This window comes from Allobosea sp. WAO (assembly GCF_001509835.1).
In the GTDB taxonomy this organism is placed as follows: Bacteria; Pseudomonadota; Alphaproteobacteria; order Rhizobiales; family Beijerinckiaceae; genus Allobosea.
The window spans coordinates 239,669-266,592 of record NZ_JXTJ01000010.1; the positions used below are offsets into that span (position 1 = coordinate 239,669).

At 66.8% G+C, this 26,924-nt stretch carries 19 protein-coding genes; 5 read left to right on the plus strand and 14 right to left on the minus strand.

Going from position 1 to position 26,924, the window contains the following annotated elements:
• Positions 1–256 precede the first annotated feature (256 nt).
• From DK26_RS20345 to DK26_RS20370, 6 genes are all read right to left on the minus strand, one after another.
• Positions 257–2,503 (minus strand): autotransporter domain-containing protein, encoded by a 2,247-nt coding sequence (locus DK26_RS20345; RefSeq protein WP_184231717.1) that lies wholly within the window; start codon positions 2,501–2,503, stop codon positions 257–259.
• Positions 2,504–2,851: 348 nt separating this feature from the next.
• Positions 2,852–3,808, minus strand: coding sequence for an alpha/beta hydrolase (locus DK26_RS20350; protein WP_066476217.1), 957 nt, complete (start codon positions 3,806–3,808; stop codon positions 2,852–2,854).
• Between the two features lie 17 nt (positions 3,809–3,825).
• Complete coding sequence (gene dacB, locus DK26_RS20355; protein WP_066476219.1) at positions 3,826–5,403, minus strand: D-alanyl-D-alanine carboxypeptidase/D-alanyl-D-alanine-endopeptidase; 1,578 nt, start codon at positions 5,401–5,403, stop codon at positions 3,826–3,828.
• A gap of 14 nt (positions 5,404–5,417) precedes the next feature.
• Positions 5,418–5,765 (minus strand): hypothetical protein, encoded by a 348-nt coding sequence (locus tag DK26_RS20360; protein WP_157089750.1) that lies wholly within the window; start codon positions 5,763–5,765, stop codon positions 5,418–5,420.
• A gap of 36 nt (positions 5,766–5,801) precedes the next feature.
• Positions 5,802–7,382 carry a serine hydrolase domain-containing protein gene (locus DK26_RS20365; protein WP_066476225.1) on the minus strand — a complete coding sequence of 527 codons (1,581 nt, stop codon included), beginning with the start codon at positions 7,380–7,382 and terminating at the stop codon, positions 5,802–5,804.
• A 56-nt stretch (positions 7,383–7,438) separates the two neighbouring features.
• The gene (locus tag DK26_RS20370) at positions 7,439–8,653 is read right to left on the minus strand and encodes a hypothetical protein (RefSeq protein ID WP_066476226.1); all 1,215 of its coding nucleotides are present in this window, start codon (positions 8,651–8,653) and stop codon (positions 7,439–7,441) included.
• A gap of 338 nt (positions 8,654–8,991) precedes the next feature.
• Here DK26_RS20370 and DK26_RS20375 point away from each other — a divergent pair, with 338 nt between their 5' ends.
• The gene (locus DK26_RS20375) at positions 8,992–10,071 is read left to right on the plus strand and encodes an AraC family transcriptional regulator (RefSeq protein WP_066476227.1); all 1,080 of its coding nucleotides are present in this window, start codon (positions 8,992–8,994) and stop codon (positions 10,069–10,071) included.
• A gap of 276 nt (positions 10,072–10,347) precedes the next feature.
• Here DK26_RS20375 and pobA read toward each other — a convergent pair whose 3' ends face one another.
• The 8 genes from pobA to DK26_RS20415 form a co-directional block, all read right to left on the minus strand.
• Positions 10,348–11,517, minus strand: a complete 1,170-nt coding sequence (gene pobA / locus DK26_RS20380) for a 4-hydroxybenzoate 3-monooxygenase (RefSeq protein ID WP_066476228.1) — start codon at positions 11,515–11,517, stop codon at positions 10,348–10,350.
• Between the two features lie 138 nt (positions 11,518–11,655).
• The gene (locus DK26_RS20385) at positions 11,656–13,248 is read right to left on the minus strand and encodes a gamma-glutamyltransferase family protein (protein ID WP_066476230.1); all 1,593 of its coding nucleotides are present in this window, start codon (positions 13,246–13,248) and stop codon (positions 11,656–11,658) included.
• A gap of 171 nt (positions 13,249–13,419) precedes the next feature.
• Positions 13,420–14,304, minus strand: coding sequence for a DMT family transporter (locus DK26_RS20390; protein WP_066476231.1), 885 nt, complete (start codon positions 14,302–14,304; stop codon positions 13,420–13,422).
• Between the two features lie 209 nt (positions 14,305–14,513).
• Positions 14,514–15,803 (minus strand): ArgE/DapE family deacylase, encoded by a 1,290-nt coding sequence (locus DK26_RS20395; protein ID WP_066476232.1) that lies wholly within the window; start codon positions 15,801–15,803, stop codon positions 14,514–14,516.
• Between the two features lie 133 nt (positions 15,804–15,936).
• Positions 15,937–17,544, minus strand: coding sequence for an ABC transporter ATP-binding protein (locus DK26_RS20400; protein ID WP_066476233.1), 1,608 nt, complete (start codon positions 17,542–17,544; stop codon positions 15,937–15,939).
• Entirely contained in the window at positions 17,544–18,380 is an 837-nt protein-coding gene (locus DK26_RS20405) for an ABC transporter permease (protein ID WP_066476234.1), read from the minus strand. Before DK26_RS20405 ends, DK26_RS20400 begins: the two co-directional genes overlap by 1 nt.
• 10 nt (positions 18,381–18,390) lie before the next feature.
• The gene (locus tag DK26_RS20410) at positions 18,391–19,362 is read right to left on the minus strand and encodes an ABC transporter permease (RefSeq protein ID WP_184231726.1); all 972 of its coding nucleotides are present in this window, start codon (positions 19,360–19,362) and stop codon (positions 18,391–18,393) included.
• Positions 19,363–19,478: 116 nt separating this feature from the next.
• Positions 19,479–21,035, minus strand: a complete 1,557-nt coding sequence (locus DK26_RS20415; RefSeq protein ID WP_066476236.1) for an ABC transporter substrate-binding protein — start codon at positions 21,033–21,035, stop codon at positions 19,479–19,481.
• A gap of 218 nt (positions 21,036–21,253) precedes the next feature.
• Between DK26_RS20415 and DK26_RS20420 the strand changes: the two genes are divergently transcribed.
• The 4 genes from DK26_RS20420 to DK26_RS20435 all read left to right on the plus strand — a co-directional run bounded on the left by DK26_RS20420 (position 21,254) and on the right by DK26_RS20435 (position 26,890).
• Positions 21,254–22,066, plus strand: a complete 813-nt coding sequence (locus DK26_RS20420) for an IclR family transcriptional regulator (protein ID WP_184231719.1) — start codon at positions 21,254–21,256, stop codon at positions 22,064–22,066.
• 41 nt (positions 22,067–22,107) lie between these two features.
• Positions 22,108–23,022, plus strand: coding sequence for a LysR family transcriptional regulator (locus DK26_RS20425; protein ID WP_066476240.1), 915 nt, complete (start codon positions 22,108–22,110; stop codon positions 23,020–23,022).
• Positions 23,023–23,170: 148 nt separating this feature from the next.
• Complete coding sequence (locus DK26_RS20430) at positions 23,171–24,811, plus strand: hydantoinase B/oxoprolinase family protein (protein WP_157089752.1); 1,641 nt, start codon at positions 23,171–23,173, stop codon at positions 24,809–24,811.
• A gap of 12 nt (positions 24,812–24,823) precedes the next feature.
• Positions 24,824–26,890 carry a hydantoinase/oxoprolinase family protein gene (locus tag DK26_RS20435; protein WP_066476244.1) on the plus strand — a complete coding sequence of 689 codons (2,067 nt, stop codon included), beginning with the start codon at positions 24,824–24,826 and terminating at the stop codon, positions 26,888–26,890.
• Positions 26,891–26,924: the final 34 nt, after the last annotated feature.

Consider the following 26,924-nt stretch of genomic DNA (forward strand, 5'->3'; position numbering starts at 1 on the left):
TGCCGGAGTTCTCCGGTCAGGGGCGGGAGCGGATTGTCGCCCATCGCCGGGCAGCGGACATGCCGGATCGGTCTGCTCAAGACTCAGGCACGGTCGAACGGATCCGTCCATCACCAGCCGCAGCCAGGGCAGACCAGAACAGGCCCGCTCCTTCTGCTGGATCGTCGTGCGTCGATCCGGACGCAAGGAGGAGCTGTCTCCTTGTTTGAACGCTGGATTAATCCGAAAGCCGCAATCCACTTTTCGGGCCGATACTTTAGAAGCTCCAGCGCAAATTGCCCTTGAGGGTGTTGTCGCGGCTAGCCTCGGCGAATTGGCTGGTCCAGGCGACGCCGAGCGAGGCGTTGGGCGCAATGGCGAAATCGAGGCCGGCTTCGGTGACCAGCGCGTCGCGTGCAATCGGTGAGCCCGCCAGCGCGAACTCCGGCCCGCCAGAGTGGAACGCGAGTTTCGCCAACGGCGTGATGTCGCCGAACGCGTGCCGCCAGGCCAACGTGCCGCGCGCCGTCAGCCTGTCCGTCAGCGCCACGACGCCGCGCAGTCCGAACGTCGTGTAGGTGGTGTCGAGCTGCATCGAGCCGGTCGTTGCCGCCACGCCCCGTTCGCTGATGTCGCCGTCGACGCGCACATAGGCGAGGTTGGCGAATGGCTCCAGCGCTCCGCCGGCGAACGCGAAGCTGTGGCCGACCTCGCCGAACAGCTGGGTGGTTTTCGGCGAATTGTCGCCCCGCTCGAGGCTCGCCAGATTGACCGCAACGACCCGACGCGACGTCGTAAGGCCGTTCCACGAGTAGCTCGCGCCGGCACGCAGGCCCCAGGCCCCGATCTGGCCGCCGCCATAGAGCGCCACATGATAGCTGTCGCTGGAGCCGGAAGCAGCAAGGCCCGGTGTGTCGAAGCTGGACCGGGTATAGCCGCCGGCCAAACCCACGCGCCACATGCCGTCAAAGGTGACGTCAAGGCCGGAGATGATGCCACCGAGCGTGTGATCGGTCCTGGGCGCGTTGCGATCCCCCTTCAGCGAGCCCCAGCTGCCGAGCCCTTGTGCCCACATCGCGAAGGCCGGCGCAGCCGCCAGCATCGGAAGCGGCGCCTTGTGGAATGGTGAAGCGGTGTCAGAGGCATACGCCGTGCTCGACGTCCCCGGCGCAAACGACATCACACTGCTGCCCGGAGCCAGCGCGGCGCCGAGGGTAAAACCCTGCCGCGCCCGGTCGATGACAGCATCGCGCAGATAGCGCGACTGCGCCGACAGCACGCCGGCGGCGTTGGCATGGATCGCGGCGCTGCCGAGACTCGTAAACGCGGCGCGCGCCTGGGCTTCGCCGGCACCCACCACCTGCTGCCAGAGCGGGCTGGCAGCTCCCGCCGCGTCCAGCGCATTGGCGAGCGCCTTCTCGTTGCGCGTCGAGGCCAGCTCGGCGAAGGCTCCGGAATTCCGCGACAAGGTCAGATAGGCGTTGTTGGCGTCGCTGCTCAAGGTCAAATTCAGGAACGGAAAGTCGGCGATGGCGTGCTTTGGCGTGCCTCCCGTCAAACCTCCTGCCGCAGTGATCAGCGTGTAGCGCGTGCCAGGCAAGATCGGCGATGTGCTGTCCTTGTCACGGACGATCTCGATGGTCCGGCTTAGAATGTTGGCAGTGCCCCCGACCTCGATCAGATCGCTTGTCGTGCCGTTGATCTCGGCGCGATAGACCGAGCCAGCGTCCATGCTGAAATTGCCGTTGATCCGGAGTGTCCCGACGGAGTTGCCCGGTTCGATCCTGCCCCCCGGCTTGACTGTGGCACTCTTGACCTCTCCATGACCGGCCAGCACGCCCCACACCGTGACATCGGAGCTGGAAAGCGAGCCCTTCACGGTCAGAACGGCCCTTTCGTGCACGTTTGTCGGGCCGGCGAAGCCAAGGCTTCGACCGGTCAGAACTGTCGAGCCATTGTAGAGGTTCAGGGAGCCGGTGCCGGACAGGACCGGCGCGAATTCATATTGGCTGCCACCGTTGTCGTAGTTGAAGTTCAGGTTGCTGCCGGCATCCACTCTGATCTCGGCTGCCGAGATGAGACCCGGAGCGACCGCGTCCCTCGGGTCTGTGGACCCCGAGCCGATGATGATCGTCCCGTTGCGCAACTCCAATGTCCCGCCAATCCTGGCGGCGCCTCCTCCGGTGACGATCAACCTGCCCGAGCTAATGACGACGTCTTGTGCGTTGGACCATTCGGAGCTTCCGTCACGGATGCTGATCGAACTGTCGTATCCTTCCATGCTGGTCGATCTGGAGATGACCTTGCCGCCGCTGGAGACAATCAGCTTTCCAGTGCTGCCATGTTCGCCAAGATTGAGGTTTCCGACGTTCCACTCGGTTTCTCGACCAGTCTCCGTGACAGTGCCAGTACTGCGTGGGCTGAAGCCGATGCTGGCAGAGCTAACGTTCAACGTGCCGCCCTCGAAGCCCCTCTGGACAGAGAGCGTACCGTTCAAATCGATGATCAGCCTGCCGGCGACCAACCCTGGATCGTCAGCGCCCGGTCCTGCACCATAGATGAATACAGTATCGGCCGCTCCAGGAAGCTGGCCGGCAAAGCCGCCGGGAGTTCTCTCCCAGCGACTTTTGTCACCCCACTCCCCCTCTCCCCCGGTCCATCGGAGATCAAATCCCCATGCGCTTCCCCCGGATACGAGGCCGAGAGGGATCGCGGTGAGACAAGCTATTGAGGCGCCTGTCAGCCATGATGCGCGATTGCGCGCGTGGCAATCCTCGCGAGGCGCGCCAGCATTCAAAGCAATCATGCAAATCTCTCGTAAAGGTCGGGCGGAGCCGATGAGGCCGAGTGGGCCGGCAGGATGAGGAGTTCTTCAGGGCCCGATACGTGCTTTGCCCGCGCGCACGGCGTCCACGACCTCGCGGATCGCGTCGATCACCAGTTGCGGCGAATAGGCATGGATGTTGTGGCCGCTGTTCGTGTTCGCGACGAGCCTGGCGTCGAGTGACGTTGCGAGCAGCGTCTCCGACGCCTTCCAGTCCGCGAAGGAGACGCCGCCAGCCGGGTCGCTCTCCGGTTGAGCCGATGGCGGTTGCCATGGCTTGTCGCTGGCAAGCACGATGGCCGGCACTTCGCGCGGTCGCGCGGCAGCGTCGATCTTGGCGAAGGCATCGAGGAGCATGATGGCCTCGGGAGCCGCCGGCACGGACGTCCTGTTGAGTGCGTCCCATTTCGCCACATGCTGCGGGCTTGCCACCTCGCGCATCAGTGGCGTCGCGGCGTCGACCATGACGAGACCGCCGACCTGGTCGGGCCAGGTCCGTGCAAAAAGTGCGGCGATCAGCCCGCCGTAGGAATGGGGGACCAGCACGTAAGGGCCGGGTTCGCCTGCTGCCGTCAGCAGCCGATGGAGATCGTCGGCCGCCTGGTCGGCCGGATGCGGCTGGGCGACCGGCGTGGACTGATCCGGTCCGTCCAGCCTTACCCCAGGCCGGTCATAGGCGCACACGCGAGTGAAGCGCGACACCATCGGAAAGACCGCCGACTCGCTCTTGCGGAGAGTACCTTTTCCCCAGGCCAAGGCGTCATAATCGGCCTTGTGGACCGGGTCGGCGGGAGCGAGAGTTTCGCTCCAGTCGGCAGCGCCGTTCCCCTTGCCCGAGACCAGCACGACCGTCGGCGCCCCGGTGCCTCTGCATTCGAGGTAGATCCTGCGGCCAGCGCCGATGTCGACGGAGCGGGAGAAGCCTTCGGCAGTCGATACGTCCGTAGTGATGAGGAGCGCCGCGGCCACGGAAAGGCATGAGCGGGAGCGTGCTGCAGAGGGCATGACGTTCTCCGGTCGCTTCAATAGCCCTGCTGGATCGCGACGACGACCGCCGCCACATCGGCCCGGGCGGCGGAGTAGTCCTTCAGCGACAGGAAGGGGATGTTGTTGACCATCAGGCTATAGACGAGCCTGCGTCCGCTCTTGGCGGCGATGTATCCCGTCTGGGTGGTGGCAAGCGCGACAAGCTGCCCGGCAGCGCTTCCGGCGACCATGTCGCCGTCCTTTATCCGAACCTGCGCGACCGCCGGCGATCCCGCGCCATTCAGCGCCTGTGAGCCGTCGACACCGAGAACGGCCATGCCATCATGAAAAGCGCTCCCCCAGGGCGTGATCGTTATCTCCCTGAGGAAGGTCGCGAGATCCGACGGCGTCGTCCGGCTGTTATGGCTGCTTCCGGCACCGTCGAAGACATAGGTTCCGGTTGATGAAACGCCATGCCGGGCGAGCAGCTTGAGCATCTCGGCCAGCCCCTCGCCGCAATCACGGCTTCCGGCCTTCACCGCGGCAAGACAGACCATGAGGTCGGCGCCGCGGTTGTAGCTGACTTTCAGGATCACCTTGGCGAATTCGGAGAGCGGCGGCGAGACGTGTTCCGCCACCCGGTTGGCATCGTTGTAGGAACCTGCATCGGGCAGCGACCCGGCGGGGCCGAGCCGACCCGTGGTGACCCTGATCCCGGCCCGCACCAGCGCCTCGATGAAGACGGTGCGCGCGAAGCCAGTGGCATCGGCGATCTGGGACATCGTCAGGATCGGCGGCCCTTCCGACGCGATCTTTCCGCTGACCCGAACCACCCCGCCGCCTTGTGTGGTCACCTCGAGCGGCCCGGCCGTGCCGGCAACCGTGGTGACGTCGTTCTCGACGGTGACAGCAGCGCTCTTCGGACGCCAATCGACCTTGGGTTTCTCGCCGGGTTTCGTCGGCGTCACCATGATGTCGATGACGTTCTCGTTGACCCAGATCGGAGCGATCGGCCCGGACGAGAACCCCCGATAGGTCTCGAAGAGACGATCGTCGATCATCACATCGCCGGTGATTTCGCGGATTCCCGCAGCCTTGACCTGTGCGGCCAGGGCATCGAGCGCCGCGAGCGGATCGCTGTTCCTTACATAGGCACCGCCAGGGAAGCCGGTATAGGTGGTGTTGTGGTCGACCTCCGGCAGGCTGTTGAAGCCAAGCTTGCCGTTGGGCTGCTCGCGGAGCCCGAAGCTGAAATCGCCGGACGCGACGAGGACGAGATCTCCGTGGAGCACGTCGCCCTTGACGGTGCCGAGCCTGTAGACCGGGGTCCGGAAACGGTAATCGGCGCCATAGAGGTCAAGGGCGGTCGCGACGCTGTAGGTCTTCATGACCGAGGCTGGCAGCAGCGACTTGTTCCCAGCCTGATCGATCAACACCTTGCCGGTCGCAAGATCGACGAGGTGGATGCCCCAGCTCATATGGGCAAAGACCGGCTTGGCTTCGAAATCCCTTATGGCCTGGACAACGGAAGACGGAACCTCTCCGGATACCGAAGCGGCAGGATCAGCGATGGCTGCGCCTTCCGCCGACAGTACCGCCACGAGAGCGATCGCGACGCGACTGATCATGGTCATTGCCCGTATCTGCCTCACCAGCCGCGCTGCTGCTTGATCATGCGCTTCTGCGCGTCCTTCTGGTGGCGCCAGTAGTCCATCTGAGCGTCCTGCTGCATTTGATAGTAATCGCGGATCCGCTCCTTCCGGGACGTCGAGTCCCGGTAGCGCTGCCAGTCGTAGTGATCGTCATGGACGTAATTGTCGCCGTCGCCCAGGAAGTCGATGATGCCCTGAAGCGCATTGCGGGCCGGGACGATAAGCCCCTGCTGGCTCATAGACGACGACGGAGCGGAAACAGGGGCTCCGTGAACCGTGGCAGCAGTTGTGCTCAGGGCGAAGGCCAATGAAGCCCGGGCCAGATTGCTGGAGAAAATGCTCATGGGCTTGTCCTCGAGTTGGCGCGAAATGGCCCAGGCCTAATGGCCGTGCTGGCGTGTGAAGGCATGCGGCAGCTCTGGAGCCAGCCAGCGCAGCTGGGTGATGTCGCCGAGGCTGTCGCGCTCGAACCGGATCTGGCTGAAAGGAACATCGCCGGCCATGGCAACGACCGGCTCATAGCCGGCCGTCGCGATGAGCCGTGCCGAAAACAGGTTCGGATCATCCCTGTTCGGTTCGAGCACAGCGACGGCGTCGGTCTGTTCGAGGGTCATCCGCAGTTTCCCCTCGACGATAGCGACCGTTGCCGTGCCGAGAACCGGCGAGACGTAGCTGCCGGCAAGTGCGCTGGCAGAGGCAGATAGCGGCCCCGCGATGAAGGCTGCCGCCTGCTTGCGCTGCAGCTCTTGGTTCGCCCGCAGGGCTGCGGCGGCGAGGGCGATGTTGTCGACCTCCGGATTGCCGAGAGCCCGGTCATAGAACCATTGGGCGAGCGCATCGGCCATCGCCGCGTTGCCGACATTGGTCAGGATCACGATGCCGGTGCGGCCATCCGGCAGGAAGCCGGCATGGGCACCGAAGCCGGCTGTTCCGCCATTGTGCCAAATTACGCGGCCGTTAGGCGTGGCGTTGACGACCCAGCCGACAGCATAGCTCACGCGCTCGCTCATCGCGACGCGGGGCGTCCAGGTCACGTCGAGATTCTCCTCGGAGACGAGGACCTTCCCGCCGAAATGCCCGCGCCCGAGCTGCAGGCGCAGCCATTGCGCCATATCCTTGACGTTGGAATTGAAGGCGCCAGCCGGGCCGTGCGTATAGGGCATGGCTGCGTGGAAGGGGATTGCGACCGGGCGCTCGCCGAACCTGTGGCCGGTGGCATGATCGGCGCTTTGCGTGATGGCTTCCAGGCTGGCGGTCGTCGATGACATGCCGAGCGGATCGAGCAGCGTCTTCTTGACCGAGTCGTACCAGCTTGCCGAGCGGTCAACCTTCGCCAGCACCTCGCCGCCGACCATGTGCGGAATGTTGAGATAGCCGAACTGCGAGCGGAAAATGCCGGTTTGCGGCGCGACGCGCATCGACCGGATCAGCGTCGGCTTGTCGAAGCCCAGGAAGGTCAGGTCGTCATTGACGTAAGGGGTCAGTCCGGCGCGCTGCGCGGCGAGGTCGAGGATGCGGAAATCGCGCGTGACCCAGGGATCGGCCAGCTGGAAAGCGGGCATGTGATCCACGACGGGATCGGTCCATTTCAGCCTGCCGGCATCCACGGCCTGGGCGAGCGCTGTCGCCAGGAACGCCTTGGTCGTCGAGCCAACCTGGAAAATGGTGTCGGACGTGACGCGGTCGGCCTTGTCGATGGTTCTGACACCGAAGCCCTTGCTATAGACCAGCTTGTCGTCGAAGACGATGCCGATGGCGACGCCGGGAACCGAAAGCTCCTTCATCCCAGCGGCGACCTGCTGCTCGAGGCCGGGCAGGAGGGCCTGAAGCTTTTCGCCTGTGATTTCTGCTTTGGACGGTAGAACGGAGGCGAGCGTAAAAAACCCCGCCGCGACAAGACTGCCGAGGTACTTGGTAGTGTTTTTCTTACGATCAAAGCCCTTCGAAGAGTTGCCCTGCATGATCAATTTTCCTGGATACTGAAGCTGGAAGGCTGGGAGGCCGTGGTTGCTTGGCGCTAGTGCCAGGCGGTTGCCTTGTGCAATGGCGCCGGCGGGGCGAGGCGATCGATCATCATCTCGAGCGGCGCGAGATCTCTAAGTTGAACCTCGCAAAGGCTGGAGGACGACGGCGTGCTCAGGAAATCGACGATGCCGGCGCCCAGCGCAGCCCTTGCGGCATCGTCGCGATAGCCGAGCGCGGCCAACTCGCTCTCGACCAGGGCTCCGTCCGCATCGAGATTGCTCGCACGCGCGACCAGGCCCTCGGCCCGGGCGCCAGGCCCCCGCAAAAGCAGGATGCGGCTGGCGGTAGCCCGGGCGTCAGGATCATGAACAGCCGCGCGGCTGAGAACGCCGCCGATGAGATTGGCCGGCGGCTTGGGTACATTCAGCCCCAGAAACGACAGCCGGCGCGTGTAGGAGCAGGTCAGGGCGCTCTGTGCGCTGCGTCCATCGCTCTGCAATGGCCCGCTCATGAGAACCTGACGGCCGGGCAGGCTTTCGCCGTAGCTGATCTGCAGGCGCTGCATCGCGTCGGTGTGGATGCTCACCGCCCCGATGATCAGTCGCCCCGCATCCGCCCGAGACCAGGCCGGCGAGATCGCGAGGTAGGTACCCTCCAACCAATGCCCGCCAGGCTGCTGCTCGCTCCCTCTCGTCAGCGCCGAGATGGCAACGACCTGGGCCGGGCTCCGCGGCAGACCAGCCTCGGCTCTCAGCGCAGAAAGCGCGGTTTCCGGCACCACGAAACGGGTACATACGGCGTCCTGAAACTCTTCGAAGGAGGACGAGGCAAGGAAGGGCGCGGTCAGCGCGCCACCGAGCACCCGTGCCCAATCTTCATAGACGCTGGATGAGCGCGGCATGGCCTTGCCGCTGAGCCATTTATAGGCGTTCTGGGGCACGAACTGCGTCGTCCGATTGCCGGTGGCGAAGCGCGCGCAGAGTTCCTTATGGGTCGAACAGCACAGCACCAAAGAAGTCAGCCTCAGCTTCAGCGCGAGGTGGCGCGAAGCTTCGGCAATCGGTCGCCGGCGACCCATGTCGGCCAGTCGAGCTACGCCGCCGTCCAGTCTGAATTGCTTCACCGCGTTCCCCAACCGGTTGAACTGAACATTGGGCGACTGGTCGAACTGGCTTCCAAACCAAGAGATGAACGCGCCTGCGCGCTGCCCTTCACCGGATGCTGCGGCGGGGTGATCCGCGCCGGCATCTGCAAACCTCGCCACCATGACCGGTCCGATGTCTTCGTCGGCTGCGCCACGCCGCCATGCTCCGACCCGCGTCCGATCGGACGCATGCAGAATCGAGCCTGAAGTTCAGTCGCAGCGATGCGCAGGCAGACGCGGCGCCGGCAGTCGCAAGACCAGGTCTTCTTCCCCCACAAAGCTGCCCGGATCGCCATCAGGCTCCCCATTGCTGCCCTGCATGTTGCCGGTATGTGCCATATCGGACGACGCGGAGGATCACGTGTTCGGTCAGGACCCGATTTTCATTGCCGAATGTGTCGACCCGTTGCCGAAATTGTCTAATGTGGCCTGAAACCGGGCAATCAAGGCCGGAGCTGGGGATGCCGATGGCTGTGCCTTTGATCGATCCCGCCCTGCTCGCGACGTTCGATGTCGTCCGGGCAAGACATTCAGAGGATCTGAGCGGCACCTTCCGCGTGACCGAACGGGTCCCGCAATCAAGCCGCACCTACACCTATCAATTGCAGGATCGCGCGCTGTGGCGCCTGCGCTTCGAACAGCCGATCTTTACGCTCGCGACGCGCAGCGTCGGCTCGATCATCGCAAGCTACGCTGACAGCAGCTTCGCCACCAATGGCTTCGTCGATGGCGACGCCGGAGGTCTGTTTTGTTTCACGACGATGCTCACGGGCCATACGACCCTGGAGCAAAAGGGAAAGTCCGCGACAGCCACAAGTCGATCCGGCCTTGTCTGGAGACCCGCTCCAGGTGGCCGTCTCTCGATGAGCAACGACAACGCGCGAACCAACATCTTCTTCAAGGTGGCGGATATCGAGAGCGCGCTGGAGCACATGCTGGATGAGCAACTGCACGAGGCTCTCGATTTCGAGCCGGGTCTCGATTGGACCACCGGGCTCGGGTTCAGCCTGAAACACCAGCTCGATTTCGTCATGCAGGAGTTTCAGCGGAAAGACGGCGTGACCAGCAGCCCGGTCGCACTGGCATCTCTGACCGACCTGCTTGTCTCGCTGATCCTGCGCGGCGCCGCTCACAACTATACTGACAGGCTAGCAGACACGGCCAGCAGCGCAGTTCCCGTTTATGTTCGACGTGCGGAGGATTTCATGCGCGCTCAGGGCGCGCAGCCGATCCGGATGGCGGATGTCGCGGCAGCCGCCGGCTGCAGTTTGCGGACCTTGACGGCGGTGTTCAAGCATTTCCGCAGCCATACACCCTTGGCCGGGCTGCACGCCATCCGGCTCGATCTGGCGCATGCCGACCTCGTTCTCGGCACCTGCGACGCCGCGGTCGCCACCGTCGCCCGCCGCTACGGTTTCACCAACACGGCGCGGTTCGCTGCCGCCTTTCGCCGCCGGTTCGGCAAGACACCCACCGAAACCGCCCGTAATGCATCCATTCGCATGAAGCCCCGGCCCGGCGGTCCAGCGAAAGATCGCTAGCCCGTGACGGCCCGATCGGGCGTCACCGCCGTGAAATTCTCGTTGCAAATGTCCGCGTTGAGCCAGCTCCGATAACCGGATGCTGAACTCCAAATACCTCACTTGCGCGCAATGCCTTGTCGGTCCCTCTGCCTGACCATGGACAAGCGGCCTGCCAGCCGGGACACCGATGATCGGTGCCGTGCCCGGCGGCATGATACGGCCGCGGAGATGCCGCGGCAGTCTGCGAGTTGTTTCCGAGTGGGCAACCCACCGGCGTTATTCCGAAAGGGCCAATTAGAAGGGTAGGCCGACATAGTTCTCGGCCAGGGCCGTCATCGCGGCCGGCGACGAGACGAGATAGGCGCGCTCGGCCTGCTGGATGCGGCCGCCGAAGCCGTCATGATCGGGGAAATGGTGCATCAGCCCGGTCAGCCACCAGGAAAAGCGCTCGGCCTTCCAGACGCGGGCGAGGGCGCGGGCCGAGTAGGCGTCGATGCCGGCTGACGAACGCTCCGCATAGTGCTCGCGCAAGGCCTCCGACAGATAGTGCACATCGCTGGCGGCGAGGTTCAGGCCCTTGGCGCCGGTCGGCGGCACGATATGGGCGGCATCTCCGGCGAGGAACAGCCGGCCGAAGCGCATCGGCTCGGCGACGAAGGAACGCAGGGGCGCCAACGACTTCTCCAGCGAGGGGCCGGTGACCAGGGCGTCGGCGGTCGCGGGGTCGAGCCGGCGGCGCAGTTCCGCCCAGAAGCGCTCATCCGACCAGTCGTCGACGCGCTCGTTCAGGGCGCATTGCAGATAGTAGCGGCTGCGGCTGTTCGAGCGCATCGAGCACAGCGCGAAGCCGCGCTCCTCGCCGGCATAGATCAGCTCATGCGAGACCGGTGGGACATCGGCGAGCAGGCCGAGCCAGCCGAACGGGTAGACCCGCTCGAAGGTCTTGAGAGCGCGGCTCGGCACGCTGGCGCGCGAGACGCCGTGATAGCCGTCGCAGCCGGCGATGAAGTCGCAGTCGAGGCGCTTTTGCTCGCCGCGGTCGAGATAGGTGACATAGGGGGCGTCGCCGTCGAAGTCGTGCAGGGCGACCTTCTCCGCCTCGTAGACCGTGAGCGCGCCCTGGCCGGCACGTAGCTCCATGAGGTCGCGGGTGACCTCGGTCTGGCCGTAGACGGTGACGTGCTTGCCGCTCAGCCCGGCGAGGTCGATCCGGTGGCGAACGCCGTCGAAGAGGAGGTCGAATCCGTCATGCGGCAGGCCCTCGGCATGCAGGCGGGTGCCGGCCCCGACCGCGTCGAGCAGCCGGACCGTGCCGCTTTCGAGGACGCCGGCCCGGACGCGCGACAGCACATAGTCGCCGCTGCGCTGCTCGAGAATGACGTTGTCGATCCCGGCCGCATGCAGCAGCTGGCCGAGCAGCAGGCCTGCCGGCCCGGCGCCGATGATCGCGACTTGCGTGCGCATTCTGGTTACGTCCTCGGCCGTCCCGGCTCGGAGCTGGCCGGGTACGCGTTCCCCGCGCGCATCCTGCGCGGAGTTCCGAAGCTGCGTCCAGAGTGCCGCCCGCCGGCCTTTCGTCGTAGTTACCGGCGCGGAAAAGGCTCAGAAGCCGGCGGCGTGCCCGTCCTTGCGGAAATCCGAGCCGCCGACATAGCCGCCTTCGATCCGGTGCACGAGCTGCGCGCCACCGAAGCCGAAGCTCGAATCCGGGGACTCCAGAGCGATGCGATGGCCGAGCGCGCCGAGCTTCTGCACCACGGCAGGGTTCATTGCGCTCTCGATGGCGACGTCGAGGCCCTGCATCACGCGCCAGCGCGGCGCGTCGGCGGCGGTCTGCGGATCCTGCCGCCAGAGCTGGGTGCGCAGCATCATCTGCAGATGGCCCTGCGCCTGCATCGGCCCGCCCATCAGGCCGAAGGCCATGATCGGCTCGGAAGGGCCCATGACGAAGCCGGGGATGATGGTGTGGAAGGGCCGCTTGCGCGGGCCGACCTCGTTGGGATGCCCCGCCTGCGTGGTGAAGCCGAAGCCGCGGTTCTGCAGGCTGATGCCGGTGCCGGGCACGACGACGCCGGAGCCGAAGCCGGCATAGTTCGACTGGATATAGGAGACCATCATGCCGTCGGCGTCGCCGGTGGCGAGGCAGATCGTGCCGCCCTGCTTCGGCGCGCCTACGGGGAATTCGGTCGCGCGGCTGCGGTCGATGAGCTTGGCGCGCGAGGCGAGATAGGCCGGGTCGAGCAGATGCGCCGTCGTGATCTCATGCATGCTGCCCTCGTCGGCGACATAGGTGTCGACGTCGAGGAAGGCGAGCTTCATCGCCTCGATCTGGAGATGCAGCGCCTCGGCGCTGTCGGGCGCGAAATCTCCGATATCGGTCTCCCTGAGCATGCCGAGCGCCATCAGCGCGGCGATGCCCTGGCCATTGGGTGGGATCTCGTGCAGTGCGGCCTCGCCGAAGCGCTGGCTGATCGTGCCGCACCAGTCGTTGCGATGAGCGGCGAGATCGTCCTCGGTCAGCGCCGCGCCATGCTCCCGGGCGAAGGCGGCGATCTTGCCGGCGAGTTCGCCGCGATAGAAAGCCTCGCCGCGCGTCTCGGCGATCAGGCGCAGGCTCCGCGCCATGTCGGGCGTGCGGAAGATCTCGCCGGCGAGCGGCGCCCTGCCGCCCGGCATGAAATGCTCGGCGAAGCCGGGCTGGGCGTGCAGCAGCTTGGCGCCGCGCTGCCAGAGCTCGCCGATGATCGGGGTGACGTGGAAGCCGCGCGAGGCGTATTCGATCGCCGGCTCGAACAGGGTCTCGAAGGGCAACTTGCCGAAGCGCTGCGACAGCTCGGCCCAGGCCGAGACGGCGCCTGGCACGGTGACGCTCTCCCAGCCGCGCTGGGGCAGACCCGCCTGGGCGGCGAAGCGCTCGGGCGTCCAGGCGGAAGGCGAACGGCCGGAGGCGTTGAGCCCGTGCAGCTCCTTGCCGTCCCAGAGGATGCAGAAGGCATCGGAGCCGAGGCCGTTTCCTGTCGGCTCGACCACAGGCAGGGTTATCGCCGCGGCGAGTGCCGCATCGAGCGCGTTGCCGCCCCTGCGCAGCATCGACAGCCCGGCCTCGGTCGCGAGCGGATGCGAGGTCGCGACGAGGTTGCGGGCGAGGACGGGAGAGCGCCGGGACGGGTAGGGCGCGTCGATCGGGAACTTCATGGCAAGGCTTTCAGCGGAGTTCTTCGCGCGCCGGGCGCAATGGGGCGGAGGGAGCGGCCGGCCGGACGAGCGACAAGGTCCGGGGGGCGGCCGGGAATGGGCGAGCGCCCAGACCCTGCCGCGAAGCGCTGGCTTCGACAAGCCTTCGCGGCTGTGTCCGAGGCTGACCGGCTATGCCTTGCGCGAAGCCGGGATCATGATCGCGCCTGAGGCTGCGACGACGAGGGTAAGGCCGAGCCAGTCGGTCGCTGTCGGGCGCTCGCCGAGGAGGAGCACCGAGCCGAGTACGCCGACAGCCGGCACCATCAAGGTGCCGAGGCTGGCGATGCCCGCCGGCAGGCGCGCGACCACGACGAACCAGAGGAAATAGGCGAGCGCCTGCGCGCCGAGGATGTGGAAGCTCAGTGCCGCCACGACCTTCGGCGAAAGCAGCTTGGGCACGGGCAGGCCCTCGAAGACGAGCATGCCGAGGCCAGCCGCGGCGCCGCCGACCAGCAATTGCCAGGCGGCGATGGTGAGTGCCGGCGCCGCGACCGGCCAGCGCTTGGTGACGATGGTGCCGAGCGCCCAGCTCAGCGCGGCGAGCAAGGCGAGCGCCAGCCCGGGCGAGAGCTGGCCGCTGCGGATCAAGGGCAGGCCGAGGCAGGCGAGGCCGGAGATGCCGAGACCGAGGCCGAGAAGGCGGCGCCGGTCGAAGCGCTCGCCGAGGATCGGCAAGGCGAGCAACGTCGCCCAGATCGGCATGGTGAAGGTCAGGATCGCGGCACGCGAGGTCGGCGCCATCAGCTGGGCGAAGGCGAGCAGGACGTTGAAGGCGGCGATCGAGAGGAAGCCGGCGATGATCAGCCGCGGCCACTGCTCCCTTGGCACGGCGAGCGGGACGCGGCGGGCGAGCGCGATCGCGACGAGCACCAGCCCGGCGAAGGTCATGCCGGCGGCGCGCAGCGTCCAGGGCGCGATCTCGGTGAGCGATATCCGCACCGCCGGCCAGTTGAAGCCCCAGAGCAGGCCGAGCAGCGGGACGAGCAGGAGCGAGCGGGACGGGGCGGGCGGCATGGCAGGACTATGCGGGATGGCGGGGCGCGGGCGTCATGTCATTTCGGTGGAGGCTCGATGCGCGAACAGTGCACGCGGGCTGTGACCAATCGCAACGTCATCCCGGCCGAAGCGAAGCGTAGAGCCGGGATCCATGCCTGAGGTCTTCCGAAAGAGGTTCAGGCATGGGTCCCGGGTCTCCCGTTGGTCGCCCGGGACGACCAGCCATATCAGCCAGCCACCGGCTCCACCCCGCACCATTCGGCGACGAACAGCGCCATGGTGCCGGTGATGCGCTTCAGCGAGGCGAGGCTGACGCGCTCGTCGAAGGCGTGGATGTTCTCCGAGATCGGCCCGTAGCAGAGCGCCGGGATCTTGTCGTAGAGGGCGTAGACGCGGGTATCGAGATAGCCCGGGGTCATGAAGCTCTTGAGCGGCTTGCCGGTCGAGGCCTGGTGGGCACGGCCGAGCACGGCCTCGGCCTCGCTGCCGGGCTCCAGCACATAGCCCTCGGAATAGAAGCCGTTGAAGCTGAGCTTGGGCGGGTTGTTCGCGAGGAACTTGTCGCCGCGCGCATAGGCAAGGACCGCCGCCTCGATCCGGCGCGCCAGTTCCTCGGCAATGACGCCCGGATAGAGCCCGATGCGGCAGTCGATCCTGCACCAGCATGGCACCGAGGAGGCCCAGTCGCCCCCCTCGATCTTGCCGATGTTGAGGTTGATCGGGTGGGCGATCTCCTCGAAATGCTCGCGCCCGGCCTTTTCGCGGTTGAGTTCCTCCTCGAGCCCGCGCAGCGCACCGATGACGCGATAGGCGGCGTCGATCGCATTGGCGCCGGCCGCCATCTCGCGGACATGCATCGGCACGCCGCGGACCTCGACCTGGAACCAGAGCACGCCGGTATTGGCGCGCACCAGCATCTCCTCCTCCGGCTCCGGGATCAGCACCGCATCGGCCTTGTAGCCACGCAGATGGGCCATCAGCGCACCATTGCCGGTCGATTCTTCCTCGACCACCGACTGGACATAGACGGTCGCCGCCGGCTGCAGGCCGATGCGGCGGAGCGCGTCGAGGCAGAAGAGGTTGGCTGTGCCGCCCGCCTTCATGTCGGCGCCGCCGCGGCCATAGAGCCAGTCGCCTTCGATGACGGGATCGAAGGGCGGATGCGTCCAGGAATCGGCCGGGCCGGCCGGCACCACGTCGACATGGGATTGCAGGATGAGCGAACGGCCCTTCTCCTCGCGGGGATGATGGATGCCGACGACGATCGGGGCCTCGGAGTGGGTGTCCGAGAAGGGCGCGCCGCCGGGATGGGCGGTGATCGCCTCCCGGTTCATGGCGAAGCGGTCCATGGTGAAACCGCGTGCCTTGAGGGCGCGGAAGACGAAATCCTGCACGGTGTGCTCCTCGCCGCGCACCGAACCGAAGCGGATCATCTCCTGGGTGAAGGCGATCTGTTCGGCGAAACCGGCCTCGACGGAGGCGAGGATGCGGTCGCGAAGGGCGGGATCGAGCGGCATGGAAGGGGGCTCCGGTAGATCGTAGGGCTATGCCGTCATGCTCGCCCTTGTGGCGAGCATCCACGTCCTGAACACGGCCTGCGGCGAGTGAAGACGTGGATGGTCGGGACAAGCCCGACCATGACGAGGGGGGTTACCGCCCGAACCATTTGCCGCCGGGGACGGCGGCGAGGAGCTGGCGGGTATAGTCGTGCTGGGGCGCGGCGAAGAGCGCGGCCGTCGGGCCGCTCTCGACGATCTTGCCGCGCTGCATCACCGCGATCTTGTCGCAGATCTGCGCGGCGACGCGCAGGTCATGGGTGACGAACAGGATGGCGAGGCCGAGGCGCTGCTGGATGTCCTTGATCAGGGTCAGGATCTGCGCCTGAACGGAAACGTCCAGCGCCGACACCGCCTCGTCGGCGACCAGTACGTCGGGTTCCAGAGCGAGCGCCCGCGCGATGCCGATGCGCTGGCGCTGCCCGCCGGAGAATTCGTGCGGATAACGGTCGATGGCATTGGCCGAGAGACCGACCAGCTCGAGCAGCTCCTTCGCCCGCGCCAGCGCCTGGGAACGCGGCGTGCCATGCGCGACCGGCCCGTCCGAAATGATGCGGCCGACCGTCTGGCGCGGATTGAGCGAGGCGAACGGGTCCTGGAAGACCATCTGGATGCGCTTGCGGTGCTGGCGCAAAGCGGCGGCGCCGAGATCGCTGAGCACGAGGTCTCCGAGCGTGATCCTGCCGCCATCGGGCTCGATCAGGCGCAGGCAGCAGCGCCCGACCGTCGACTTGCCCGAGCCGGATTCGCCGACGAGCCCGAGCGTCTCGCCGCGGGCGAGGGTGAAGCTGACATCGTCGGCGGCCTTCACCTCCCGTCCGGGACGGAAGAGTGAGCGCTTGCGATAGACCTTTCCGAGCTTCTCGACGGTCAGCACCGGCTTGCTGTCGGGAAGCGCCGGCCGCTCCGGCGGCGTCAGCGAGGGCACGGCGGCGAGCAGCTTCTGGGTATAGGGATGCCGGGCTGCCCCGAGCACCTCATCGACCGTGCCTTCCTCGACCAGAACGCCCTTTTCGAGCACGGCGATGCGGTCGGCGATCTCGGCGACGACGCCCATGTCGTGGGTGATGAACAGCACTGCCGTGCCGTGCTTGTGGCGGAGATTGTCGATCAGCTTCAGGATCTGGGCCTGCGTCGTCACGTCGAGCGCGGTGGTCGGCTCGTCGGCGATCAGCAGCTTCGGTTCGAGCGCGAGCGCCATCGCGATCATCACGCGCTGGCGCTGGCCGCCGGACAGCTCGTGCGGATAGGCGCGCGCCAGCCGCTCGGGCTCGGGCAGGCCGACCTCCGTCAAGAGCGCGACGGCTCGCGCATAGCGCTCGGGCTTGGCGAGCAGGCGATGCGCCTCGAAGGTCTCGACGATCTGGTCGGCGACCCGCATCACCGGGTTGAGCGAGGTCATCGGCTCCTGGAAGATCATGCCGACCTCGCGGCCGCGCACGCCTTCCATCGCCGTCTCGTCGAGCGAGAGCAGGTCGCGCCCGGCGAGCCGGATCGCGCCGCCGGCCGGCTTCACCGCCTTGGGCAGGAGCCCCATCACGGCATGGGCGAGCATCGACTTGCCGGAGCCGGACTCGCCGACGACGCAGAGCGTCTCGCCCGGCGCGATCGAAAGCGTGACATCCTCGACCGCAAAGGGCCGGTCGGCGAGGGCGGGGAGGGCGAGCCGCAGCCCTTCGACGGCGAGAGCCGGAGCCACCATCATTCCCTCTCCCGGGCAAGACGCGGGTTGAGGGCATCGTTCAGCCCTTCGCCGGCAAGGTTGAGGGCGAGCACGGTGAGGAAAATCGCCAGGCCCGGGAAAAAGCTGATCCACCAGGCGTCGAGCAGCCGGGTCCGCCCCGCGCCGACCATGTAGCCCCAGCTCATCAGATTGGGATCGCCGAGGCCGAGGAAGGAGAGCGAGGATTCCAGCAGGATCGCCGAGCCGATCATCAGCGAGCCCATGACGATGATCGGCGCCAGCGTGTTGGGCAGGACCTGGCTGAAGATGATGCGCGGCGTCGACTGGCCGATGGTGACGGCGGCCTGGACATATTCGCGCGTCCGCAGCGAAAGCACCTCGCCGCGCACCAGCCTCGCCACCGGTGGCCAGGAGACGACGCCGATGGCGAGCACGATCGAGCCGAGCTGCGGCTGCAGGATCGCGACCAGCACGATGGCGAGCGCGAAGGAGGGGATGGTCTGGAAGAACTCGGTGAAGCGCATCAGCGCGTCGTCGACGAAGCCGCCTGCATAGCCGGCGACGGCGCCGAGCGGCACGCCGATCAGCAGCGCGACGAGCGTCGAGACCACGCCGATCATCAGCGAGACGCGGGCGCCGTGGACGAGTCCGGAGGCGAGGTTGCGCCCGAGCGTGTCGGTGCCGAGCGGGAAGCGCTCCATCACGAACGGCGCAAGGAAGGGGCGGCCGACCGTCCGCCAGGGCGATTGCGGGTAGAGCCAGGTCGCGAGCAGCGCGAAGGCGATCACGACGAGCAGGATCAGGACGCCGATCAAGGCGCCGCGATTGCGGGCGAAGCGCTTGAGGAAGCTCATGTCGAAATCCTCATGAACCGGCCTCGATACGGGGATCGACCAGGCGATAGACGATGTCGGTCAGGATGTTGAAGCCGACGACCATGGCCGAGGAGATGAAGAAGACGCCGAGCAGCACCGAATAGTCGCGCTGGACCAACGCGTCGAACATCAGCCGGCCGATGCCCGGCCAGGCGAAGACGGTCTCGGTCAGGACGGCGCCGCCGACCAGCTGGCCCGCCTGCAGACCGGCCAGCGTCACCACGGGGAGGATCGCGTTGCGGGCGACATGTCGGCGCGAGACGACCGCCGGCGACAGCCCCTTGGCGCGCGCGGTCTTGACGAAGTCGGCGCCCGCCACTTCCAGCATCGAGGCGCGCATCATGCGGGCATAGAGCGCGGTGAAGAACAGGCCGAGCGTCAGGGCCGGCAGGATGAGGTGGCGGCCGATGTCGAGCGCGCGGGCAAGGCCGGTATAGTTCGCGCCGATGGTCTCGTAGCCGACATTGGGAACGAGGCCGAGCTTCAGCGCGAAGGCGATCTGGCTCAGAAGCGCGACCCAGAACAGCGGCGTCGCGTAGAAGACGAGCGCCAGCGTGGTGATCAGGCTGTCCTGCCAGCGCCCGGCCCGGCGGGCGGCGAGCGCGCCCATCAGGGTGCCCAGCGCCAGCGAGACAATGAAGGCGGCACCGGTCAGCAGCAGCGTCGCAGGCAGGCGTTCGAGGATCAGGTCCAGCACCGGGCGCTGCTGGCGATAGCTGAAGCCGAGATCGAGCGAGGCATAGCCCTTGAGGTAGATCCAGAGCTGCTGGAGCAGCGGCTGGTCGAGGCCGAAGCGCTCGCGCAACTGCTGCAGCAGCACCTCGTCGGCGGCGCCGGCCTCGCCCGCCAGCACCTGCGCCGGGTCGCCCGGCGCGGCTCGGATCAGGAAGAAATTGAGCACCGCGATGGCGAAGAGGACGACGATCCCCTTCGCGAAGCGGCCGGCGAGGAACTGGGGCAGGTTCATTCAGGTTCCGCTGGCGTCATTCTCGGGTGGTGCGAAGCGCAGACCCGAGAATCTCTTTGCAGGAGATGCTCGGGTCAGGCCCGAGCATGACGTGATCCTGTTGGATCACGTCACTCCTTCCAGGCATCCCGGAAGCCGTCGTTGACGCCGACGCCGGTGGTGACGAGGTTCTTGACGTTGCAGCGATAGATGGTCGGGAAATCCATCTCGAGCAGCCAGAGCACCGGCAGTTCGTCGGCGAGCAGCTTCTGCACCTTTGTATAGAGTTCCTGCCGCTCTTTGTCCGAAGGCGCGATCGCGGCCTCGGCGAAGAGCTTGTCGACCTCCGGATTGGAGTAGCCGCCGACATTGGCGAAGGGATTGCCCTTGGCGATGTTGGACGAGATGTAGCTGCGCGCCACGCCCATTGCGGGGTCGCCGAGTTGGTAGAGGAAGTTGAAGTTGAGATCGAAGTCCCAGTTGCTGGCCTTCTGCGTCCAGCCGGGAACGTCGGTGTTCTCGATCTGAACCTTTACGCCGACATCCTCGAGGTTCTGCTTGATCGCTTCGGACCAGCGGCTCCAGGTCTCGCCATAGGGCAGGTTGAGCAGCTTGATCGTCTCGCCCTTGTAGCCGGAGGCCTTGATCAGCTCCTTCGCCTTCTTCGGGTCGAAGTCGTATTTCGGCACGTCGGCGGAATAGAAGCGCGTCTTCGACGAGATCGGCCCGGTCGGCAGCTTGCCGAGGCCGCCCCAGACCACTTCGCGGCCGAATTCGCGGTCGATCGCGTGCATCAGGCCCTGGCGGAACTGCTTGTTGCCGAGGATGCCGTTGCGGACGTTCGGCGTCAGCCAGGCATGGGGAGCGAACATCTCCCAGCCCTTCGTCGTCATGCAGGTATTGGGCAGCTTGGAGAGGCGGGCGACGTCGTAGACATCGACCGAGCCGCCGGTCAGGACATCGACCTTGCCGGTCTCGTAGGCGACGGCGCGGGCGGCCGCATCGGGGATGATCTGCCAGTAGATCTCGTCGATGTTCGGCTTGCCCTTCAGCCAGTAGTTCTCGTTCTTGACGAGGTGGATGTAGGAGCCCTTCTTCCACTCCTTGAACTTGAACGGGCCGGTGCCGATCGGCGTGTTGTTGGCCGGGTTGGCGCGGTAGTCGGTGCCGTCATAGATGTGCTTCGGGATCATCGGCGCCGAAGCGACTTCCTGCGTCATGATCAGCGGCCCGAAAGGCTGCTTCAGCGTGATCTTGACGGTGAGGTCGTCGACCTTCTCGATCTTGTCGACCTGGGCGTTGACGATCGGGCGCCAGCGCGGATGGACCTCGCGCAGGAACTTGTCGAGCGTGAAGACGACGTCGTCGGCGGTGAAGGGCTTGCCGTCATGCCAGGTCACGCCCTCCTGGAGCTTGAAGGTGTAGACCTTGGCGTCGGGCGAAATCTCCCAGCTCTTGGCGAGCGAGGGCTGCGGCTCGAGCTTCTCGTTATAGCGCAGCAGCGATTCGTAGATGTTGCCGGCGACCATGTTGGTCGGGCCGTTCTGGTTCAGGCCCTGCATCAGCATCGGCGGCTCGGGCTGGACCACGACATGGACGGTGCCGCCCTTCTTCGGTTCCTGCGCGGTCGCGGCGCCGAGCGCCAGCACCGACACGGCGAGGGCGAGTCCCAATCTCGATACCGTCATCGTCGTTCTCCGTTCCCCGTGGCCTGCTCTCGGCTGGGACCAAAGCCCTGCCGAGGCGACCTCTGTTTCGACCTGCTCTCTCAGCCTGAAGGGATCGCACCCGATCATGCGCCGATTGGCAAGCTCCATGCCATTGAAAGCGAGAGTCAAAATTCGTGTCAATGATTGACATGCCGTGTTGTCAGGCGACACGATCAGGTAGTGATGGTGGACCGCTCGTGAGCACAGCTGACAGGGTGAAGGAGGGGCGGGCTGCCCGCCTGCCGCCGGGCGTCCCGATCGTGCGGGCGGTCGACCGCGCGATCGCGTTGCTGCGTGCCTTTCGTCCCGACCAGTCGCGACTGGGCCTCAGCGAGCTCGCGCGGCAGGTGGGACTCGACAAGGGCACCGCGCGGCGGCTGTTGCAGACGCTCCAGCTCAACGAGCTGGTCGAGCATGACGAGCGCACGCAAACCTATGCGCTGGCGGTCGGGCTCGCCGAGCTCGGCAGCGCGGTCACCACGGGACGTGAATTGCGCGATATCGCCGGTCCCTATCTGACCGAGATCGCCGAGAGGACCGGCGCGACCTCGTTCCTCTGGGTCCATGTTGCCGGGCGCGGCCTCTGCGTCGACCGCGTGCGGGCTTCGCTGCCGCATGTCGATGCGACCTGGTTCGCCGTCGGGGCGCAGGCGCCCTTGAATTGCGGCGGCGGCCCGCGCGTGCTGCTCGCCTATCTCGATGACGAGCAGCGCAGGCTCGCGCTGTCAATCGAAATGCCCCGGCGTGCGCCGGCGAGCCAGACCGATCCCGAACTGCTCTGGCGCGAGGCCGAACGGATACGCGCGCAGGGCTGGGAGCTGGCGGCGGATGATTTCTTCATCGGCCTGACCGGGGTGGGCGTGCCGATCTTCGACCGCTCGGGCGCGCTGGCAGGCGCGCTCAGCATCTCGTCGCTGACCTCGATCGTGGCGCCGGAGGGCCACCCGGTGCATCTCGAAGCCCTGTTCGATGCGGCCAAACGCATCGGCAGCAGGCTCCTGCCGGCCTGAACGGGCTTGGCGGCTCCGGCCTTGGGCTGTATCAGCCAGCCATGGAACTGAGGCACCTGCGCTATTTCGTCGTGCTGGCCGAGCAGCGCCATTTCGGCCGTGCGGCCGAGATCCTGCACATGGCGCAGCCACCGCTGTCGCAGCAGATCAAGGCGATGGAGGAGGAGCTGCAGGTCACGCTGTTCGACCGCAGCGTGCGCCCGATCGAACTGACGCCGGCCGGCAAGACCCTGCTGCGCGAGGCCCGCCAGATCCTGCAGCAGATGTCGCGCGCCCAGGCGATGACCAAGCGCGTCGGCCGCGGCCAGGAGGGCAGCCTCGTCATCGGCGTCACCGGCTCGGCGGCGGCGGAGTTCCTGCCGCCCATCCTCGAAGCCTTCTACGAGCGCTGGCCGGATGTGACGCTATCGCTGCGCGAGATGTCCTCGCCGGCCCAACTCCTGGCGCTGGAGAAGGGCGAGATTCATCTCGGCTTCGTGCGTCCGCCGATCCTCGACGATAGCCTCGGCATCCGCCTCGTCCATCAGGAGCCTTTCCTGGTGGCGCTGCCGGACAGTCACCCGCTGGCTGCCTCGCCTGCGGTCCGCCTCGCCGACCTCAACGGGGCGGCGCTGGTGATCTTCGACCGCGACGAGGCGCCGGGCTTCCGCGACCTGATCATGCATCTGTGCCAGAGCGCCGGCTTCTTTCCCGGGCGCGTCCAGGAAGCGCACCAGATGGTGACGATCCTCGCTCTGGTCGCGGCGCGTGTCGGGGTCGCGCTGGTGCCACGCTCGGCGAGGCACCTTACGCCCGAGCGCGTCGTGCTGCGGCCGATCCTCGACGACACGCCGCTGATCGAACTCTACGCCGCCTGGCCGCGCGACCGGCACTCGGTGCTGATCGAGGAGTTGCTGGCGGTGATCGACGAAGCGCGCATCACTCAGGCAGTCGATCTCGACCCGACACCGGTATAGCCGTCGGCCAGCGCGATATGCGCAGCACTATAATAGGATAGAAACTCGATATTGGACCGTGGTCCGAGCCGCCAACTAGCCTCACCCCGTCGGTGTTGCCTCGATAATCATATCGATCCCAGCGCCTTCAGCGATGAGAGGCCGAGGCGTGAGCAATTCCGTAGATCCGATCACCCGATCCGTCGTCCAGCACCGGCTGATTTCGATCGTCGAGGAAATGGGCGAGGCGATGCTTCGCACCTCCTATTCGCAGATCCTCAACGCCAGCCGCGATTTCTCGATCGGCATCTGCGATCCGCAGAGCCGGCTGATCGCGCAGGCCGACCATATCCCGATTCATGTCGGCGCCCTGACCTGGGCGGTGCGCGCGGTTGAGGAGAAGTTCGGCGACGCGGTCCAGCCGGGCGATGTCTATTTGCTCAACGACCCCTATTGCGGCGGCAGCCATCTGCCTGACGTCACCGCTTTCGTGCCGGTCTATGGCGACGGCAAGCGCCTGCTCTGGAGCGTCGTTCGGGCCCATATGGGCGATATCGGCGGCGCGACCCACGGCGCCTACAATCCGCAGGCGACGGAGATCTGGCAGGAAGGCCTGCGCATCCCGCCGATCCGCCTCGCCGAGGCCGGGCGCATGCGCGAGGACATCCTCGACATGCTGGCGCTAAACGTTCGCTTTCCCCGCGATTTCCGCGGTGACCTCGCGGCGATGATCGGCGCTGCGCATCTAGGCGAGAAGCGGATCGGCCGGCTTTTCGCCGATGTCGGCACTGAAACCGTCTCCGACGCGATCGAGGCGATCCTCGACGGCGCCGAGCGCCAGTCGCGCGCCATTGTCGAAAGCTGGAAGGACGGCGTCTATCACGGCGAGGCGCTGCTCGACGATGACGGGCGCGGCCGCACCGACATCAAGGTGGTCGCCAAGGTCACCAAGCGCGGCAGCGATCTCGAGATCGACCTGACCGGCAGCGATCCGCAGTCGAAGAGCTTCGCCAACTCGCCCCATGCCAACACCCAGGCGGCGGTGGCGATGGCCTTCGCTTATCTCGTCGACGCCGAGATCCCGAAGAACGACGGCTGCTTCCGGCCGCTTTCGGTGAAGCTGAAGCCCGGCACCATCGTTTGCGCCGATGACAATGTGCCGGTGACGCTGTGCACCACCCATCCCGCCAACGAGATCGTCGAGGCCGTGATCCGGGCTCTGAGCCAGGCCTGCCCGGACCGGGCGATGGGCGGCTGGGGGCGGCGCTTCCGGATCTCGATCACCGGCGACAATCCGCGCACCGGCAAGCGCTTCATCTGGCACATGTTCCACGCAAGGCCGGGAGGCGGCGGCTCGCCGCGCGGCGATGGCTGGTCGGCGGCCGGCGAATGGCATTCGGTCGGCGGCATCAAATTCGGCAGCATCGAGGTCGCCGAGGCGCGCTTCCCCTTGCGCTTCGAGAGCCATGAGTTCCGTCCAGGCTCCGGCGGCGATGGCGAGCATCGCGGCGGGCTCGGCACGAGCATGAACCTCGTGGTCGAGGTGCCCGCCTATGCCCATACCGCCGGCGAGGGCGCCAAGCACGGTTCGGCCGGCATGCTCGGCGGCAAGGATGGCGCGCCGCATGACTACCGGATCGTCTCCGGAGAAAGCAGCCGTGCCTTGAAGACCAAGGAGTTCGGCATAGGCATCGCGGCGGGCGACCGGCTGGAGATCCGCTCCTCCGGTGGCGGCGGCTGGGGGGCGCCGGAACGGCGCACCGCGGAAGCGCGCCAGCGCGACATCGACACCGAATTCACGAGCGCCTGAGGCCCACGCGTCATGACCAAGCTTTTCCGCGTCGGCATCGATGTCGGCGGAACCTTCACCGATCTCGTCGCCATCGACGAGTCCGGCGTCACCACCTTCACCAAGTCGCCCTCCACCCCCGAAGATCAGTCGATCGGCGTGCTGAACGGGCTCGGCGATCTCGCGGCGCGCGTGGGCCTCGATTTGGCCGGCTTCCTTGCCGCGATCGAGCGCATCGTCCACGGCACCACGGTCGCGACCAATGCGCTGCTCGAAGGCAAGGGCGCCAAGGTCGGCCTGCTGACGACGCAGGGCCACCGCGATGTGCTCGAAATGCGCGAGGGGCTGAAGCCCGAGCGCTACAACCTCCTGCTGCCGCCGCCCGATCCGCTGGTGCCGCGCCAGCTGCGGCGCGGCGTCAAGGAGCGTATCGCCTTCGACGGCAGCGTCCCCGTGCCGCTCGACAAGGATTCGCTCGACGCGGAGATCGCGCGCCTCAAGCAGGAGGGCGTCACCTCGGTCGCGGTCTGCTATCTGCATTCCTACCGCAACGCTGCGCATGAACGCGAGACGGCGCTGGCGCTCGCGGAGGCTCTGCCGGACGCCTTCATCTCGCTGTCGAGCGAGGTGCTGCCGCAGATCAAGGAATACGAGCGCGTCTCGACGACCGTCGTGAACGCCTATGTCGGTCCGGCCGTGCGCAAATATCTGCAGAGTCTCGAGACGCGGCTGGAGCAGGCGGGCTTTGCCGGCTCGCTCTTCATCATCCTCTCGCATGGCGGCATGGCGCCGCTGCAGGAAGCCGCGCGGCTCGCTGCTGCGACCGTGCTCTCCGGCCCGGCCGGCGGCATTGCCGGCTCGCGCCGCGTCGCCGAGCTGATCGAGACCCGCAATCTCGTGCCCTTCGACATGGGCGGCACCAGCACCGACATCTCGCTGATCGAGGATGGCGATATCGCGCTTTCGGCCGAGCGCGGCCTCGCCGGCCAGCGGATCGCGCTGCGCAGCCTCGACATCGCCAGCATCGGCGCCGGCGGCGGCTCGATCGCCTATGCCGATGCCGGCGGCACCTTCCATGTCGGCCCACGTAGCGCCGGCTCGGTCCCGGGCCCGGCCTGCTACGGCAATGGCGGGGAGGAGCCGACCGTTACCGACGCGAACGTGCTGCTCGGCTATCTCGGCGCCGAGACCTTCATGGGCGGGCGCCGCAAGCTCGACACCACCGCGGCTGAAGCTGCGGTCGATCGGCTCGCCGCCCGCCTCGGCATCGACCGGATGCACTGCGCCGCGGGCATCTACCGGCTGATCAACCTGAAGATGGCCGACGGCATCCGGCTGATGACGCTGCGCCGCGGCGTCGACCCGCGCGGCTACACCCTGCTCAGCTTCGGCGGGGCGGCGGGCCTGCACGCCGTCGAGGTGGCGCGCGAGATGGAGATGCGCCGGGTCGTGGTGCCGACCGTCGCCTCGGTGCTCTCGGCCTGGGGCATGCTCGCCAGCGACCTGCGCTACGAGGTGACGCGCAGCCATCTCGGCGACATGGCGCAGCTCGACGGCAAGACGCTGCGGGCCGCGTTCGAGGCGCTCGCGCGCGAGGCGTCGGAGCATCTGACGGCCTGGTTCAATGGGCCGCTGCGGATCGAACGCTCGGCCGAGATGCGCTATGGCGAGCAGATATTCGAGGTCGACGTGCCGCTCGACGGGCTCGATCTCGACGATGAAGGCGCGATGACCGAGCTGGTCGAGCGCTTCCACCGCCGCCATGAGGAGCTCTACACCTATTGTTCGCCCGGCCAGGAGGTGGTGCTGGTCAATGCCCGCGTCGCGGTCGTCGGCCTGGTCGAGCCGCCGCGTGACGAGCCGCGCGTCGCCGCGGCCGGCGGGGCACCGGAGCCGGCGAGGATGCGGCGTGCCTTCTTCGGCGAATGGCGCGAGGTCCCGGTCTTCCGTTTCGAGACGCTGGGCCCCGGCAACGAGGTCGAGGGGCCGGCGATCGTCGAGGCGGAGACGACGACCGTGGTGCTGAATGATGGGGACAGATTGAGCGTCAACGGGCTCGGCTGGCTCGATATCGCGCTGAAGCCGCGGCCGGGTGCTTGAAACCCGGCCAGTTCGCCGCTTTCGGCGGCATCAT